Annotated in this window: 16 protein-coding genes; 13 read left to right on the top strand and 3 right to left on the bottom strand. The window is 40.2% G+C overall.

Annotated elements, in window-relative coordinates:
- Nucleotides 1–10 precede the first annotated feature (10 nt).
- The 8 genes from H7U02_RS03065 (at nt 11) to H7U02_RS03100 (ending at nt 8586) form a co-directional block, all read left to right on the top strand.
- Nucleotides 11–1384, top strand: coding sequence for a M20/M25/M40 family metallo-hydrolase (locus tag H7U02_RS03065; protein WP_201042763.1), 1374 nt, complete (start codon nt 11–13; stop codon nt 1382–1384).
- Nucleotides 1377–2444 carry a methionine ABC transporter ATP-binding protein gene (locus H7U02_RS03070; protein WP_201042775.1) on the top strand — a complete coding sequence of 356 codons (1068 nt, stop codon included), beginning with the start codon at nt 1377–1379 and terminating at the stop codon, nt 2442–2444. Before H7U02_RS03065 ends, H7U02_RS03070 begins: the two co-directional genes overlap by 8 nt.
- The gene (locus H7U02_RS03075) at nt 2444–3136 is read left to right on the top strand and encodes a methionine ABC transporter permease (protein WP_002883771.1); all 693 of its coding nucleotides are present in this window, start codon (nt 2444–2446) and stop codon (nt 3134–3136) included. Before H7U02_RS03070 ends, H7U02_RS03075 begins: the two co-directional genes overlap by 1 nt.
- Before the next feature lie 122 nt (nt 3137–3258).
- Nucleotides 3259–4467 (top strand): serine/threonine transporter SstT, encoded by a 1209-nt coding sequence (sstT, locus tag H7U02_RS03080; RefSeq protein ID WP_201042777.1) that lies wholly within the window; start codon nt 3259–3261, stop codon nt 4465–4467.
- A 150-nt stretch (nt 4468–4617) separates the two neighbouring features.
- Nucleotides 4618–5466 carry an S-adenosyl-l-methionine hydroxide adenosyltransferase family protein gene (locus H7U02_RS03085; RefSeq protein WP_060972170.1) on the top strand — a complete coding sequence of 283 codons (849 nt, stop codon included), beginning with the start codon at nt 4618–4620 and terminating at the stop codon, nt 5464–5466.
- 9 nt (nt 5467–5475) lie between these two features.
- Entirely contained in the window at nt 5476–6021 is a 546-nt protein-coding gene (locus tag H7U02_RS03090) for an ECF-type riboflavin transporter substrate-binding protein (protein ID WP_002889953.1), read from the top strand.
- A gap of 65 nt (nt 6022–6086) precedes the next feature.
- Complete coding sequence (locus tag H7U02_RS03095; RefSeq protein WP_073688681.1) at nt 6087–7763, top strand: ABC transporter ATP-binding protein; 1677 nt, start codon at nt 6087–6089, stop codon at nt 7761–7763.
- Nucleotides 7756–8586: an energy-coupling factor transporter transmembrane component T family protein gene (locus H7U02_RS03100; RefSeq protein ID WP_073688680.1), complete on the top strand. Its 831-nt coding sequence runs from the start codon at nt 7756–7758 to the stop codon at nt 8584–8586. The genes H7U02_RS03095 and H7U02_RS03100 overlap by 8 nt, the downstream gene beginning before the upstream one ends.
- An 87-nt stretch (nt 8587–8673) precedes the next feature.
- On the opposite strand, the gene H7U02_RS03105 is transcribed toward H7U02_RS03100, so the two are convergent.
- The 3 genes from H7U02_RS03105 to rsmG all read right to left on the bottom strand — a co-directional run bounded on the left by H7U02_RS03105 (nt 8674) and on the right by rsmG (nt 11531).
- Nucleotides 8674–9345: a potassium channel family protein gene (locus H7U02_RS03105; protein ID WP_073688679.1), complete on the bottom strand. Its 672-nt coding sequence runs from the start codon at nt 9343–9345 to the stop codon at nt 8674–8676.
- 39 nt (nt 9346–9384) lie between these two features.
- On the bottom strand, nt 9385–10749 hold the full coding sequence (locus H7U02_RS03110; protein ID WP_311637291.1) for a TrkH family potassium uptake protein: 1365 nt from the start codon (nt 10747–10749) through the stop codon (nt 9385–9387).
- Between the two features lie 68 nt (nt 10750–10817).
- Nucleotides 10818–11531 carry a 16S rRNA (guanine(527)-N(7))-methyltransferase RsmG gene (gene rsmG / locus H7U02_RS03115; protein WP_155222411.1) on the bottom strand — a complete coding sequence of 238 codons (714 nt, stop codon included), beginning with the start codon at nt 11529–11531 and terminating at the stop codon, nt 10818–10820.
- Nucleotides 11532–11829: 298 nt separating this feature from the next.
- On the opposite strand from rsmG, the gene H7U02_RS03120 reads away from it, so the two are divergent.
- The 5 genes from H7U02_RS03120 to H7U02_RS03140 all read left to right on the top strand — a co-directional run bounded on the left by H7U02_RS03120 (nt 11830) and on the right by H7U02_RS03140 (nt 16510).
- The gene (locus H7U02_RS03120) at nt 11830–12366 is read left to right on the top strand and encodes a DUF177 domain-containing protein (protein ID WP_201042779.1); all 537 of its coding nucleotides are present in this window, start codon (nt 11830–11832) and stop codon (nt 12364–12366) included.
- A 155-nt stretch (nt 12367–12521) separates the two neighbouring features.
- Nucleotides 12522–13211 carry a response regulator transcription factor gene (locus H7U02_RS03125; protein WP_002883757.1) on the top strand — a complete coding sequence of 230 codons (690 nt, stop codon included), beginning with the start codon at nt 12522–12524 and terminating at the stop codon, nt 13209–13211.
- The gene (locus tag H7U02_RS03130; protein ID WP_002889963.1) at nt 13208–14737 is read left to right on the top strand and encodes a HAMP domain-containing histidine kinase; all 1530 of its coding nucleotides are present in this window, start codon (nt 13208–13210) and stop codon (nt 14735–14737) included. Before H7U02_RS03125 ends, H7U02_RS03130 begins: the two co-directional genes overlap by 4 nt.
- Before the next feature lie 121 nt (nt 14738–14858).
- Nucleotides 14859–15338, top strand: a complete 480-nt coding sequence (gene nrdR, locus H7U02_RS03135; RefSeq protein ID WP_002883820.1) for a transcriptional regulator NrdR — start codon at nt 14859–14861, stop codon at nt 15336–15338.
- Nucleotides 15335–16510 (top strand): DnaD domain protein, encoded by a 1176-nt coding sequence (locus H7U02_RS03140; RefSeq protein ID WP_110980909.1) that lies wholly within the window; start codon nt 15335–15337, stop codon nt 16508–16510. The genes nrdR and H7U02_RS03140 overlap by 4 nt, the downstream gene beginning before the upstream one ends.
- Nucleotides 16511–16512: the final 2 nt, after the last annotated feature.

Below are 16512 nucleotides of genomic sequence, written 5' to 3' on the forward strand. Positions count from 1 at the left end.
AGACGATTTGATGGCATTTTCAAGTGAAGAAGAGCAGTTACGAAAATTTCGTAACGATGAAATTGCTCAGCACTATTTTGAAGTTTTGCGGACTTTGATTTCTAAAAAATCTATTTTTGCTCAAAATATTGGTCTCTATGATGTGGCTGCTTACCTTGGTGAGATTTTCTCTGGTGTTGGCGCAGAGGTGACAATTGACGAGACCTATACGGCACCTTTTGTCTTGGCGAAATTCAAGAGTCCAAATCCAGATGCGAAAACAATTATTTTCTATCAACACTATGACACTGTTCCTGCGGACAATGATCAACCATGGACCGATGAACCTTTCCGTCTGACTGTTCGAAAGGGATATATGTATGGTCGTGGTGTCGATGATGATAAGGGGCATATTACAGCTCGTCTGACAGCCCTTCGGAAATATATTCGAGAAGTTGGCGATCTTCCTGTAAATATTACGTTTATGATGGAAGGTGCTGAAGAATCAGCATCAACAGACCTTGAAAAATATTTAGAAAAATACCGAGATGATCTTCTTCCAGCAGACCTATTGGTTTGGGAGCAAGGAAACCGAAATAGTAAAGGTCAATTGGAAATCACAGGTGGCAACAAGGGGATTATTACCTTTGACTTGTCTGTCGATAGTGCTGATGTTGATATCCACTCTAAATTTGGTGCAGTGATTGAATCGGCGTCATGGTACTTGCTCAATGCTATCTCAAGCATGAGAGATGATCAGGGACGTATCCTTATCGACGGCATCTATGAAAAGATTGTCCAACCAAATGAACGAGAGATGAATCTTATCGAAACTTATGCCATTGAAAATGCAGACAGTCTTCGTAGGATTTACGGCTTAAAACTACCCATTTTAGAAAGTGACCGCCGAGCGTTCTTAAAAACTTACTATTTTGAGCCTGCTCTTTCTATTGAGGGAATTTCAACAGGTTATCAGGGGCAAGGGGTTAAGACCATCTTACCAGCTCAAGCCAGAGCTAAGATGGAGATGCGTTTGGTCCCTGGCTTGACACCTGAGTACGTTTTGGAGTGTATTAAGGCTCACCTCAAAAAAGAAGGATTTGACCGTATCAAGGTAACCTTCACTCTTGGTGAAGAAAGTTATCGAAGTGATATGTCTGATCCAGCTATTGTCAATGTTATTGAGTTAGCAAAAGGCTTTTATGAAGAAGGTGTCGCTGTCCTTCCAACAGCAGCAGGTACAGGGCCTATGCATATGATTTATCAGGCTTTGGGTGTTCCTATGGCAGCCTTTGGTATAGGGAATGCTAACAGTCGTGACCATGGTGGGGATGAAAATGTTAGTCTAGCAGATTACTACACCCACATTGAACTAATTAAGGAGTTAATTGCAAGTTATGAGTAATGTCATTATTGATTTGAAAAATATTGATATCACCTTTACGCAGAAACGCCGCACTATTCAAGCGGTTAAGGATGTGTCTATCCAGATTGAAAAAGGTGATATTTACGGAATTGTTGGTTATTCAGGGGCTGGTAAATCTACCCTTGTGCGTGCGATCAATCTTTTGCAAGTGCCTACCGCTGGTAAAATCACTATCGGTAAAGATGTGACTTTTGCAGATGGTAAGGTCCAATTGTCGACAAAAGAATTGCGCCAGAAACGTCAAACGATTGGGATGATTTTCCAACACTTTAACCTTATGGCTCAAAAGACGGCTTATGAAAATGTAGCTTTTGCTCTTCGTCATTCTAAACTAAGCAATGAAGAGAAAGACAAAAAAATTCGTGGTCTTTTGGAATTGGTTGATTTGGCTGATCGTGCCGAAAACTATCCTGCACAGTTGTCAGGTGGTCAAAAACAACGTGTAGCGATTGCCCGTGCCTTGGCTAATGATCCTGAAATCTTGATTTCAGATGAGTCTACCTCAGCTCTTGACCCAAAAACAACTAAGCAGATTCTTTCACTTTTGCAGGATTTGAATAAAAAGCTTGGTTTGACAGTGGTTATGATCACCCACGAAATGCAAATTGTTAAAGACATTTGTAATCGTGTGGCTGTTATGCAAAATGGTCAACTTTTGGAAGAGGGCAGTGTTCTTGATATCTTCTCAAATCCACAAGAAGATTTGACACAAGAATTTATTGAAACTGCTGCAGGGATTGAAGATGCCTTGGCTAAGATTAATGCACAACCCGTAGTGAAAAACTTACCAGACTCAGCCCTTCTTGTTCAACTTAAATATGCTGGTTCTTCAACAGATGAGCCACTCTTGACTGAAATTTTCAAAGATTACGGAGTTTCAAGTAACATCCTTTACGGTAACCTTGAGATTCTAGGTGATACACCTGTTGGTGAATTGGTCGTTGTATTGGATGGTGAGGCAGATAAGGTTCTTGCTGCCCAAAAAGCGATTGAAAATGCAGGTGTCAGCTTGCAAGTACTTAAGAAAGGAGCCCAATAATGGCAGATTGGATTCAACAAAACTTTCCAGATATTTATCGTATTGGTATGCAGGGGGTTAACTCTTGGCCAGACGCCATCTATGCGACTCTCTATATGACGGTTATTTCCTTCATCATTGGGGGGCTTCTTGGTCTTGTTATGGGGCTCTTCTTGGTATTGACAGGTCCTCGTGGAGTCATTGAAAATAAATTTGTTTTCCAAATCTTGGATAAAATCACTTCAATCTTCCGTGCCATTCCTTTCATCATCCTCTTGGCAATTTTGAAAGGCTTCACTTACTTTATCGTGGGGACTAACCTTGGTATGACAGCGGCCTTGGTTCCATTGTCAGCTGCGACTTTCCCATTCTTTGCACGTCAAGTACAGGTGGTACTTGCAGATCTTGACCGTGGCGTTATTGAAGCAGCACAAGCTAGTGGCGCAACACTTTGGGATACGATTAAGGTTTACCTTGGTGAAGGGCTTCCAGAATTGGTTCGTGTATCAACCGTAACTCTGATTTCCCTTGTGGGTGAAACTGCCATGGCCGGTGCTATCGGTGCCGGTGGTCTTGGTTACATCGCTATCTACTATGGATATAACCGTTCTAGTACCTCAGTTACCATTTTGGCAACTTTCTTGATTTTGATTTTGATTTTCCTTATCCAATTCTTGGGTGATTTCTTGACCCGTAAATTGAGTCATAAATAGGATTTGAGAGCCTGTTTGCCACAGGCTTTTCTCATTTCTTGACGATTTCAGATATTTATCATAGTATGGAAGCTATCGAATACTTTATGGTTAAGCTACCCATAAAAAGGAGTTAATGAGTAATGAAACGATTTATTTCAACTTGGAATAGGACCAGTCTAATCAAGCGTATTGCCATTGGTGTGGTAATTGGTGCTGTACTTGGTTTGCTTGTTCCTAAGTTTACGGTTATTGGTCTCTTAGGGGATATGTTTGTTGGTGGCTTGAAGGCAATTGCTCCACTCTTGGTCTTTGCCTTGGTTGCCAATGCCCTTTCACAAACGCGAGAAGGGCAACAAAGCAACATGAAGACAGTTATTGTTCTTTATCTCTTTGGGACCTTTGCGGCAGCATTGACGGCTGTTATTTCTCACTATATTTTTCCAATTTCTCTGAAGTTGGGAGCAGCGGCAGCGACTAAAGCGACGGCACCTCAAGGTGTGGGAGAAGTCTTTAAAGATTTGTTGCTTAAGATGGTGGATAACCCTGTCAATGCCTTGGCTCAAGCCAACTACATTGGTGTTTTAGTATGGGCGGTTGTCTTTGGTTTCGCCATGCGAACAGCTAGCACTCACACGAAAGATTTGCTACATACCTTGGCAGAAGTGACTTCACAAATCGTTCGTTGGATTATTAACTTGGCACCATTTGGTATCCTTGGTCTTGTCTTTAATACTATTTCTGAGAATGGTGTTGGTGTTTTGGCGGATTATGGTGTCCTAATCCTTGTTTTAGTGGGAACAATGGCCTTTGTTGCCTTGGTTGTTAATCCAATCATTGCTTTTGTGATGATGGGCAAAAATCCTTTCCCACTGGTTTTCCGTTGTTTGAAAGACTCTGGGATTACAGCCTTCTTTACTCGCTCGTCAGCAGCTAATATTCCTGTTAACCTTCAGCTTTGTAAAGATCTTGGTTTAAATCCTGATACCTATTCAGTTTCTATTCCTTTGGGGTCAACTATTAATATGGCTGGGGCAGCCGTGACAATCAATGTCTTAACTCTTGCTGCAGTAACGACTTTGGGAATTCAGGTCGATTTTGCGACATCACTCATTCTTAGTGTGGTTTCAGCTATTTCTGCCTGTGGTGCCTCAGGTATTGCTGGAGGATCTCTTCTATTAGTGCCAGTAGCATGTAGCCTCTTTGGTATCTCAAATGATTTGGCCATGCAAGTTGTTGGTGTTGGATTTATCGTAGGTGTCATCCAAGACTCTTGTGAAACAGCCCTTAACTCTTCAACAGACGTGCTTTTTACAGCAGTAGCAGAAAAGAGCCGTTGGAAGAAAGCATAGCTAATTGTATAAGGTCGGCCTATTTGGCTGGCTTTTTGATTTTGGAGAAAACATAGTCAAAGACTATAGCTAGCTCAAGAATCTATCATCTTTAAAAAGCCCATAAAATATGGTAAAATAAACCGTTCAAAGAGAAAAGGTGAAACATTTATGACTAATAATTTATTGGTGCTTCAATCAGACTTTGGTTTGGTTGACGGTGCTGTTTCGGCCATGATTGGTGTGGCTCTTCAAGAAGAACCAAGTTTGGGAGTTCATCACCTGACACATGATATTACTCCCTACAACACTTTTGAGGCTTCCTATCGTCTGTTTCAGACCGTTGAATACTGGCCAAAGGGAACAACCTTTGTTTCGGTAGTTGATCCGGGTGTAGGCTCATCGCGTAAAAGTGTGGTTGCCTTAACAAAGACGGGGCAATATATCGTCACACCAGATAACGGAACACTTTCTTACATCAAGAAGGATGTCGGTATCGTTGCTGTCCGTGAAATTTCCGAAGTTGAGAATCGTCGTAGTAATACAGAGCTGTCTTATACCTTCCATGGTCGTGATGTTTATGCCTATACAGGTGCCAAATTAGCTTCTGGTCATATCAGTTTTGAAGAAGTAGGTCCTGAGTTACCTGTGGACAAAATTCTAGAGCTTCCAGTGGTTGAAACCATCATAGAGGATAATTTGGTTCGTGGTGCAATTGACATTTTGGACGTCCGTTTCGGCTCTCTTTGGACCTCTATCACACGTGATGACTTTTACGCGTTGGAACCAAACTTTGGTGATCGATTCGAGGTGACCATCTTTAACAATGATATGTTGGTCTACCAAAATCAAGTTACCTATGGGAAATCTTTTGCGGATGTTCGTATCGGTCAGCCAATTATTTATATCAATTCCCTCTATCGTGTTGGCTTAGCCATTAACCAAGGGTCTTTTGCCAAGGCCTATAATGTTGGTGTGGGGTCTAACTGGCACATTGAAATCAAACATTTAGGAGATTAAAGTAAGATTATGAAAAATAATTCAATTCGTACAGTAGTTGCGACAGGTATTGGTGCAGCACTCTTTATTATCATTGGTATGTTTGTTAATATTCCTATTTTTGGGAATACCAGCATCCAACTTCAGTATGCTGTTCAAGCATTATTCTCAGTGATTTTTGGGCCTATTACAGGTTTCTTTATGGGCTTTATTGGGCATGCGCTTAAAGATGGTATTCAATACGGAAATATCTCATGGGCTTGGGTGTTTGCAAGTGCCATTACAGGTCTTGTAATTGGTCTATTCAACAAAAAATATGATGTGACAACTGGCAAGTTTTCTTTGATGAGTATGATTTGGTTTAACCTAGCACAAGCATTGGCCCTCCTTATTGCCTATGGTATCGTTACTCCTATTGGTGATAGACTCCAATTCGCACAAGCCTGGTCATATCTTTATGCACAAAGTTTTGTAGCTGGCGTAGCTAACTTTATTACAATTGCAATCGGAGGAACCCTCCTTCTTGCAATCTATGCTGGCTCACGTACACAATCTGGTAGTCTTACCAAAGACTAGCATGAATCATAGGAGAGTGGGACTGTCAGTTTGCTTTGATACCTCCTCTCTTTTTTAGTAGAAACATGGATAAATACATTAGTTTTAATCAGTTTACATTTCAATATGATGCGCAAGCAGAAGCGACGCTTAAAGATATCAGCTTTGATATTGTCAAAGGCGAGAAAGTGCTCATTTTAGGCCCTTCTGGTAGCGGAAAGTCGACCCTGGCTCAGTGTCTCAATGGTATCATACCTAATATCCATAAAGGCCAGGCACAAGGCCAGGTAAGGATAGCTGGACAGAATATTTTCAAGCAATCTATCTATGATAAGTCACAGTTAGTATCTACGGTATTGCAAGATCCAGATGGTCAGTTTATTGGCTTAACAGTAGCCGAGGATTTGGCTTTTGCCTTGGAAAATGATTGTGCTAATCAAAGTGAGATGAAGGATAAGGTAGCTCTCTGGGCTGAACGTCTAGACTTGACTTCTCTTTTGAATCACCGCCCTCAAGACTTATCAGGTGGCCAAAAACAACGAGTTAGTTTGGCTGGAGTCTTGATTGATGAGAGTCCTATTCTTTTATTTGATGAGCCTCTAGCAAATTTAGATCCTAAATCAGGACAGGAAACCATTGACCTCATTGATAAAATCCACAAAGAGGAGGGAGCTACAACAATTATTATTGAGCATCGCCTAGAAGATGTTCTTTATCGTCCTGTTGACCGGATTTTACTGGTCAATGATGGCACCCTCCTCTTTAACGGTAGCCCAGATGAGCTTTTATCAAGTGCTCTCTTACTGGAAAATGGGATTCGCGAACCTCTATATGTGACGGTTTTACGTCAGTTGGGATTTGACACAAGAGATGCACAAAATCTTAGTCAATTGGATGCTTTAGACTTATCTGACCTTGTTCTGCCAGATAGAGTTTTGAAAGATAAAAGAGACAGTTCAAGTGATTCTATTTTGAAGGTTGAGGGGCTTAGCGTTTCCTATGGGGATAATCCAGCGATTATAGAGGATATGTCTTTTAGCTTGAAAAAAGGTGAGCGACTAGCGATTGTCGGTAAAAATGGAGCTGGAAAGTCGACGCTTGCCAAAGCTCTATGCGGTTTTGTTCCTAGTCAAGGTAAATTAACTTACAAGGGTCAGGATATCAGTCAGGATAGCATCGCCGAGCGTTCAGAGCGTATAGGCTTTGTTTTGCAAAACCCTAATCAGATGATTAGCCAAACTATGATTTTTGATGAAGTGGCTCTAGGTTTACGCTTGCGAGGGATTGAAGAAACTGAGGTTGAAGAGCGTGTTCATGAGGTCCTGAAGACTTGTGGCCTCTATAGTTTTCGTAAATGGCCTATTTCTGCGCTTTCCTTTGGTCAGAAAAAGCGTGTGACCATTGCGTCGATCTTGGTCTTGAAACCTGAAATCATTATCTTGGATGAGCCAACAGCTGGTCAAGATTACAAGACTTACACGGATATCATGAATTTCTTGGACAGTCTTCAGAAGCAAGGCCATACCATTGTGATGATTACCCATGACATGCAGCTCATGTTGGAATATAGTGATCGTTGTCTCGTTGTGGTTGAGGGGAAAATCATTGCAGACGATAATCCTGTTACAATTCTTAATCAGAAGGATTTACTTGAGTCAGCCAATCTCAAGCAGACATCTCTTTATACATTGGGTCAGAAATTGTCAAGTGATCCAGTAGAAGTAACCCAGTATTATATCGAAAAAGGAGGCCCTAATGTCTAATCGTTTAATTGGTTATCAGTCAGGTCAAGGTTTCCTCTATGATTTGTCTGGGGCAAGTAAGATGCTTTTCTTTATCTTGGTTTCAGTTGCTTGTATGGCAACCTATGACCCACGTTTTATTCTAGCAGTAGGCTTACTTTCTATTTATCTCTTTTATTTGGCCAAGATTCGTTGGCGAGATATTTCTTTCGTTGTTAAGATTATTGGATCGATTGCTCTCTTTAATTTACTTATGGTCTACCTTTTCGCACCTGGCTATGGTGAAGAAATTTATGGGGCTAAGACAGTTATTATTGAAGGCTGGGGGCGTTTCTATCTAACCAGTCAGGAGCTTTTTTACCTTGCAAATCTATTGCTCAAGTATTTTTCAACGGTCCCTCTTGCCATTCTTTTTCTTATGACCACTCATCCGAGTCAGTTTGCGGCTAGCCTAAATCAAATTGGGGTTCCTTATAAATTTGCCTATTCCGTGAGTTTAACCTTGCGTTATATTCCAGATGTTCAAGAAGAATTCTTTACGATTCGTAAGGCTCAGGAGGCTCGTGGTTTGGATTTGTCGCAAAAGGCGGGATTGGTCAAACGCATTCGCGGGAATCTCCAAATTGTTCTTCCACTAATTTTTTCATCTCTCGAACGAATTGATACCATATCGACAGCCATGGAGTTACGACGATTTGGTCGCTACAAAAAACGTACATGGTATGTGCATAAATCTTTGATGAAACAAGATTACCTTGTCATCCTATCAGCTATCCTTATATTGGGGATTAGTATTGGATTAATCTTCTTCAATCATAGTCGTTTTTATAATCCATGGGGCTAATGCTCTTAGCATAGAGAGAATCTGCCATTAAGTATAATAAAAAATGTTCCCGTCTTGTCCAGATGAACGAGATTGGAACGTTTTTTGTTATTTCAAATAGCCTAAATAATCAAATTTTTCTAGTGTCCGATTGTCGGCGACAACTAGGATGATTCCTTCGTCAGGTAGTTTCTTACTTGGGTCAAAGTGAGTGTTTAACTTGCCATTTTGCTCATCTCTAAAACCAATAACGTTGACGTTATAATTTTGTCTTAGATTTAATGTATGCAAAGACTTTCCAGCCCATTCCTTTGGAATTTTAAGTTCAATTAAAGCCACGTCGTCCTCTAAATGAAAAACATTTGAAATGTTATAACGGAGGATATTTGAAGCCAATTCTTTTGCTGTGCTACGCTCAGGAGTGATGACCCAGTTGGCCCCCATTCCGTAAAGGACTTCCTCATAATTGTTATTCATAGCTTTGGCGATAATATTTGTAATGCCAAGCTTTTTACATTGCAGGAGCGCCAGTGCAGAAGATTCTAAGTGTTCTCCAGTTGCAATAATGACCGTATCGCAAGTATCAATACCAGCAGAACGTAGAAAGTCAATGTCAGTAATGTCACCAACAGCGGCCTTAGTCACCTGATCAGCAAGGGAATTAATTGTTGTAGAGTTATTATCTAAGGCAATAACGTCTTGTCCAAAAGAGGAGAGTTCGGTTGCAATGGTTTGTCCAAAGATTCCCAAACCGAGGACCCCAATAATTTGTGTTTTCATATAAAATCCTTTCAGAATATTGGCAATGAATAAAATTGTTTAGCCAACTGAAATATCAGTTGGGGCATAAGAGACATGCTTTTCTTTTTTGGTCATCAAGCTCAAGAGAACAGTGATAGGTCCAACACGGCCAATGAACATCAGAGACATGATAACGAGTCGTCCTAGAGTATTTAGATTAGGGGTCAAATCCATTGAAACACCAACGGTAGCAATGGCTGACACACTCTCAAAAAGTAGGCCTAGGGGCGATAGTGTAGGATTAGTCTCCAGCAAAATAACATAGCCGACAAAGAGCATGGTTAGGAAGAAGAGGGTAACAGTGAATGCTTGCATAACAGTTTTATTAGAGATAATACGATTTCGGAAAACAACACTAGAGTTACCAGAGAGCTCCGACTTGAAAAGAAGAAACATAATGGAGGCAGTGGTTACCTTGATACCACCCGCAGTTCCTCCAGGACCACCCCCAATAATCATTTGAATCATAAAAAGAAGATTTGTGGAGAAATCGGCATTGGTATAGGAAATAGTTGCAAAGCCAGCGGTACGCATGGTTACAGTCTGAAAGAAACTTACCAGAAGTTGTTGCCAGACATTGAGAGTACCGATTGTCTTAGAGTTATCCATTTCCAGTAACCAAGCAAGTAGTGTTCCTCCTAAGAGGAGACAGCCTGTACTTATAAGAACAAGACGGCTTTGATTGCTGAAAGGTCTACAAGCTAATTTCCAATTCCTTGGACGATCTTTAATATAACGTCGCAATAGTTGAATCAAATCAATCCAAACTGCAAATCCCAAACTTCCAGACATAATGAGAAAAGCTACAGCAAGGTTAATGGTTGGATTGGTTGCATAATCCTGTAAACTGTTAGAACCTAAGTTGTCAAATCCAGCATTACAAAAGGCAGAGACAGCTAGAAAGAGACTATTAAAAATGCCGTGACCAAGTCCAAAACGAGGAATGAAATCAGTCATAATCACAAGTGCTGCCAAAACTTCAATAGAAAAAGTAATTTTATAGACCTTAAAAAGATAAGCTTTCAAATCTTTTTGGTTATCCCTGCTAAGTGCGGATTGAAGGAGATCTTGATCACTCAGTCCTAATTTATTTTTCAGGGTATAGGTGCTAAAGGCTATAAGAGAGACGAGCCCAAGTCCTCCCGTCTGCATGAGAAGCATAGAGAAAATTTGACCGAGACCATTGTATGCCTTACTGACCGGGACAACAGAAAGTCCAGTTACACAGACCATTGACACAGTATTGAAGAGATGATCCAGGTAGCTTGTTTCTGGACTATTAGCATAGTGGCTTATGGGAAGGCTAAGTAAAATACTTCCCACTATAATGACAAAGACAAAGCTGAGCACAAGCTTTTGCGTGACAGAAAGACGATTAATCAATGAAAACCTCCAAGTTATCATAAGAGTAAATAATAATCCAAGGAGTAAGACACCTCCTTGGATAAACGTTATAGCGGCTTCTTGTTAGGAATTCCAGCACGACGTGGGTATTTATTTGGGGTTTCTTTTTTCTTATCGACAATAGTGACATTACGTCCATCCCCATTTGGCAGTCTGTAGTTCTCGTTGAGAATAGGCTTGGCAAAAAGCGAGTTCAAGGCATTTTTAGCATCGGCTAACTCTTCATCAGCTGCTACAGCTTTAAGTGCAATAAGTTGTCCACCAACCTTCAAGAAAGGAATAGTCAATTCTGAGAGAACTTGCATGCGTGCGACGGCACGGGCAGTAACAATATCAAACTGAGCACGGAAGGCCTTGTCTTGTCCAAAATCCTCTGCACGTCCATGATAGAAGTGAACACCGCTGAGCTCAAGTTCATCAGCCAAGAGATTGAGGAAATTGATGCGTTTATTAAGAGAGTCGATGATAGTCACATCAAGCTCAGGGCAAAGGATTTTCATAGGGAGACTTGGAAATCCAGCTCCAGCTCCGATATCCAGAAGTCGAATACTTTGATTTTTAATATGCCCTTGAAGCACAGGAGCTAGGGAATCGTAGAAATGTTTGAGGTAGACCTCGTCTCTTTCTGTGATTGCAGTAAGGTTGATCTTTTCGTTCCATTCTACCAAAAGCTCAAAGTAGCGTTGGAATTGGTCTTTTTGTTTTTGGCTGAGATCGAACCCCAGTTCTTTCAGAGCCTTGTAAAAATCTTCAGGTGTCATTATATATTCCTTTTATCTAGTTTCAATGCTCTTATTTTACCATAATTAAGAGCTTTCATCTAACTCTATAGGACAGATGGAAACTGGGTCTGAGTAAGTTTCTTATTAGCTTTGAAAAAAGTTCTAAGTTTAAGAAATATGTAATATTAAAGGTGTTATTTTTTCTTAAAAATTTGATATAATACTAATTAAGTCTAAAATCATAATCATGCTCTCTAATGAAAAGTGAATGTAGGGGATTATGGTCTTGTGGATTGAAAATAGATCCCTATGGGGAAATTTAATTTGAGGATTAAGAATGATTTATCTTTCAGAAGTTAGAAAGTCTCCAGAGGGGCTCGTCTTTACTGAAGCACCTTCTTTGTTGGAGTCTATTAAAGAACGCTATGATCAAGTTTTAAATCTTGAACAGATTCAAGCAAGTGGTCAGGTAGCCTATGATAATGGCTTGTACCTTTTGGACTATCAACTTAGCTATGATATTACCTTGCCATCTAGCCGTTCACTTGAACCTGTGACACTTAGCTTTAACTATCCAGTTTCAGAAACCTTTATACAAGAGGCAGATGCAGCTCTTCAAAAGGAATTAGTCGAAGAAAATCTAGTTCTTATCTTGGATGGGGATACCATTAATCTTGATGAGAGTATTCTAGATAATATTCTTCTTAATATTCCTTTGAGAGTATTAACACCTGAGGAAGAATCAGGACAAATTTCGCTCTCAGGTAATGACTGGGAAGTCTTGTCAGAAGAGGATTTTGCCGCACTTCAACAGGAGAAAAAAGAGGCAAGTAATCCCTTTGCCCAATTGAACGGTCTATTTGACGAAAATTAATTCAAAAAAATAAACTAAAAATGTTTGACAATTTTAAAAATCTGTATTATTATATCATTAGAAGTTAATTTTCGGATTTATTTATAGGGTAAATCTACAGACTTTTTAAGGGAAATAGAAGTCAAAAAATTTTAAGAAAGTGGTAAATACTTATTATGAGCAAACGCATTTTGATTGTTGAAGATGAGAAAAACCTTGCTCGTTTTGTCTCTCTTGAACTTCAACACGAAGGATACGACGTTGTGACAGCAGACAACGGACGTGAAGGACTTGAAATGGCACTCGAGAAAGATTTCGATCTTATTCTCTTGGACCTTATGTTGCCTGAGATGGACGGTTTTGAAGTAACACGTCGTCTCCAACAAGAAAAAGATACTTATATTATGATGATGACAGCCCGCGATTCAATCATGGACATTGTTGCTGGTTTGGACCGTGGTGCTGATGACTATATTGTAAAACCTTTTGCGATTGAAGAACTATTGGCACGTATTCGTGCAACCTTCCGTCGCCAAGATATCGAAGCTGCTAAGAATGCACCAGCTAAAGCGTCAACTTATCGTGATTTGAAATTGGATGTTCAAAACCGTACAGTTGTTCGTGGTGATGAAGCAATTCCATTGACAAAACGTGAGTTTGATTTGTTGAACACACTTTTGAGCAATATGAACCAAGTGATGACCCGTGAGGAACTCTTGCTTCAAGTTTGGAAATATGATGATGCAATCGAAACAAACGTTGTAGATGTCTATATTCGTTACTTGCGTGGAAAAATCGATGTTCCAGGTAAGGAATCATACATTCAAACAGTGCGAGGAATGGGTTACGTTATCCGTGAAAAATGAGTAAATTACAAGATAAATTATTTGGTAAAGTAACCATTAGAAAAAAGTTGACCATGACAACTGCTGTGGTCTTCTTTCTTGTATTGTCGATGTTCACTCTAGTTGTTGTTTTCTCGGCCAATACGCTTCTTTTGCAACGTGAACGTCAAAATGTAAATAATACAATTTCGAAAGTTGTTACTTATATCGAAAAGGACTGGGATTCTGATGAAGAGTTGAGTCCAGAACCGCTTTTAGCGGCCCTTTATTCGCCTAAAAATATCTATGCATCAATCATTAATGGTGTGCTTTCTGAAAAGCACTCTTTGGATGGTCAAGTTGCAATTTCTAATAAATTATTTTCTAACCAATCTGTTTTTGTTTATGACAAAAAGGGAACGTTTATCTTTACTTCTGAGGAAAACACAGACTCTCCTCCAGGCATGTCTGAAGTAAACAAACTGAAGTCAGTGTCCTATAAAGGAAAGCGTGGTTTCTTACTGCAAGTTCCAATTTACGGTAAGGATAAAAAGACCATCGTTGGTTATGCCCAGATTTTCCATGATTTGGAATTCTACTATGCTCTGAAAGAGCGTTTGATTTTCTTATTGATTTTCCTAGAAGTGGGGATGACGGTCCTAGTTATCGCAGCAACTGTGGTTGTCTTGACATCTATTCTTCGTCCGATGAGACAGTTGCACGAAACGATGGGAGTTATCACCGATTCGCCAAGTGATTTGGAACTTCGTTCTAAGATTGAAAGCCACGATGAAATTGGTGATTTGGCGGTTAACTTTAACCGTATGATGGATAAAATCCAAGAAAATAATCAGATGCAGATGCGTTTCTTGAGTGACGTCAGTCATGAATTACGTACGCCGATTGCGGTTATCAAGGGCCATATGGACCTCTTGCAACGTTGGGGTAAAAATGACCCTGAGATTCTTGAGGAGAGTCTTGAGGCTGCAAGTCATGAGGCCAACCGTATGACGATTATGATTAATGATATGTTGGATTCTATCCGTGTCAAAGGATCATTTGAAAATCATAGAAATGATACGTGTGATTTGAATTCTTCAATCCGTACGGTTATTGGTAACTTCCGTGTCTTGCATGAAGATTACCAATTCTATCTCAATGATTTTGAGAGCTCAGAGCGTCCAGCACAGATTTACAGCCAACACTTTGAACAGGCGATTACTATTTTGATTGATAATGCGGTCAAGTATTCTCCTGTTAACAAGGAAATCCAGGTTACAATTAAGGCTCTGGAAGATGAAATGTTGGTACAAGTACAAGATAATGGTGAAGGGATTTCTAAAGAAGATATTGAGCATATCTTTGAACGCTTCTATCGTTCAGACAAGGCACGTAATCGTACGACAACACAATCTGGTGTTGGTATTGGTTTGTCAATCCTTTACCAAATTGTGGAAGCTTATCGCTGCCGTATCGATGTTAGTTCTGAACTTGGTGTTGGAACACGTTTCGACCTTTACATTCCGTTTGCGGATGGAGAAACGACGACACCTCAACTTGAGCTTTAAATCAATTTATAAGAGTCTTAGAGTGATTCTTGGTCGTGAGCACGCCTCGTTTAGAGCGTGCTTTTTTTGTGTTTTTATGGTAAAATAGAGTACCGAATTTCAGAGATTGGTGGTGAAGTGCATGCGTTGTCCAAAATGTCAACATAATAAATCTAGTGTTATCGATAGCCGTCAGGCAGAGGATGGGAATACCATTCGTCGTCGTCGTGAGTGTGATTCTTGTCATGCTCGTTTTACAACTTTTGAGCGTGTGGAAGAAGTTCCACTTTTGGTTGTCAAAAAAGACGGTACTCGTGAACAATTCTCTCGCGATAAGATTTTCAATGGTATCTTGATGAGTGCTCAGAAGCGTCCGGTTTCTAGTGAGGATATCGAAAATGCCATCACCCGTATTGAGCAAAACATTCGCCGTAATCATGATGGGGAGGTTGATAGTGATGTCATTGGGAATTTAGTGATGAAAGAACTCGCTGACCTTGATGAAATTACTTATGTGCGTTTTGCCAGTGTCTACCGTTCTTTCAAAGATGTTGATGAGATTGAAGAGTTGCTTCAAGAAATCACCAAGACTGTACGTGCGAAAAAAGAGTCTAAAAAATGAGACCTATTGAAGAATTTGTCTATGTTGGTAATCAGGTTATCGTTCCCGATCAGGCAAGTTTAATGCGTTGCTATTATCCCATTATTGGGAGTGAGGGATACGCTCTCTACCAGTATTTCGTGGCTTTTTATGACAATGGTAATCGCCGCCATAAGTTTGCGGCTATTCTGAATCACCTTAACTTTGGAATGCAGCCCCTTCAAGAAGCACTGGCGGTTCTGACAGCAGTAGATCTCTTGGCCTTTTACCAGTCACCTCAAGGGTTTTATGTGATAGAGCTTAAGTCTCCCTTAACAATTGAGCAGTTTCTAAAACATGCCGTTTATAGTTCACTTCTCGAGCAAAAGATTAGTGAACCAGCAGTAGACGCTTTGAAACCGGCAGGTCTCCAAGGATTGCAAGATTTATCTAAACGTTTTTCGGATGTCTTTACCGATGAGCGTTTGGCTCAAAAGTCTGTGTCTGAAATCAAGCCTAAAAATTCATTTGATTTAACTGGTTTTAGGAATCGTATGCAGGCTGATGGGCTTGTATTTACAGATGAAAAGACAGATGTGCCAGAAATATATAAATTGTCTGAGACTCATGGCATGAATTGGTATGATACCTATCTCTTAGCTAAAAAGACAGCCGTCAACTACCAGATTATTGTCAAGCGTATGCAGGTGCAATTAGAGCAGGCACAAGCTCAAAAATTGGGTGGTGACTCTGCTTTGACGGAGACGGAGAAAAAAATTCTTAAAGCGGTTAGGTCTGAAAAACCTATAGATTATCTACAAAGTGCCAAGGGTCCTGGTGGTGCTGTGACTAATTCTGAGAAGAAGATTCTCACAGATTTGGCACAAAGAGGCTTTATGGATGAGGTCATTAACCTCATGGTTGCCTACAGTTTGGGACGGACACGTTCAACGAATGTGAATCGAGAGTATATCTCTAAACTTGCTAACGACTTTGACTTTAAGAATATCCTCACTGCCGAACAAGGGCTTTTAGCTTTGCGTAGTGGTTACAACAAGAAATCACAACAAGCAAAAGCTGATTCTAAGAAGAAAACAAATGTGCCGAGCTGGAGTAATCCAGATTATGATAATCAAACCAGTCAGGCTGATCAGGCTAAATTGGATGAAATTAGACGTCGGGCTTTGGCAAAACTAGAAAAAGGAAAGGAGTAGCC

The sequence above is a fragment of the Streptococcus sp. 3.1 genome (assembly GCF_016648915.1).
Lineage (GTDB): Bacteria > Bacillota > Bacilli > Lactobacillales > Streptococcaceae > Streptococcus > Streptococcus salivarius_E.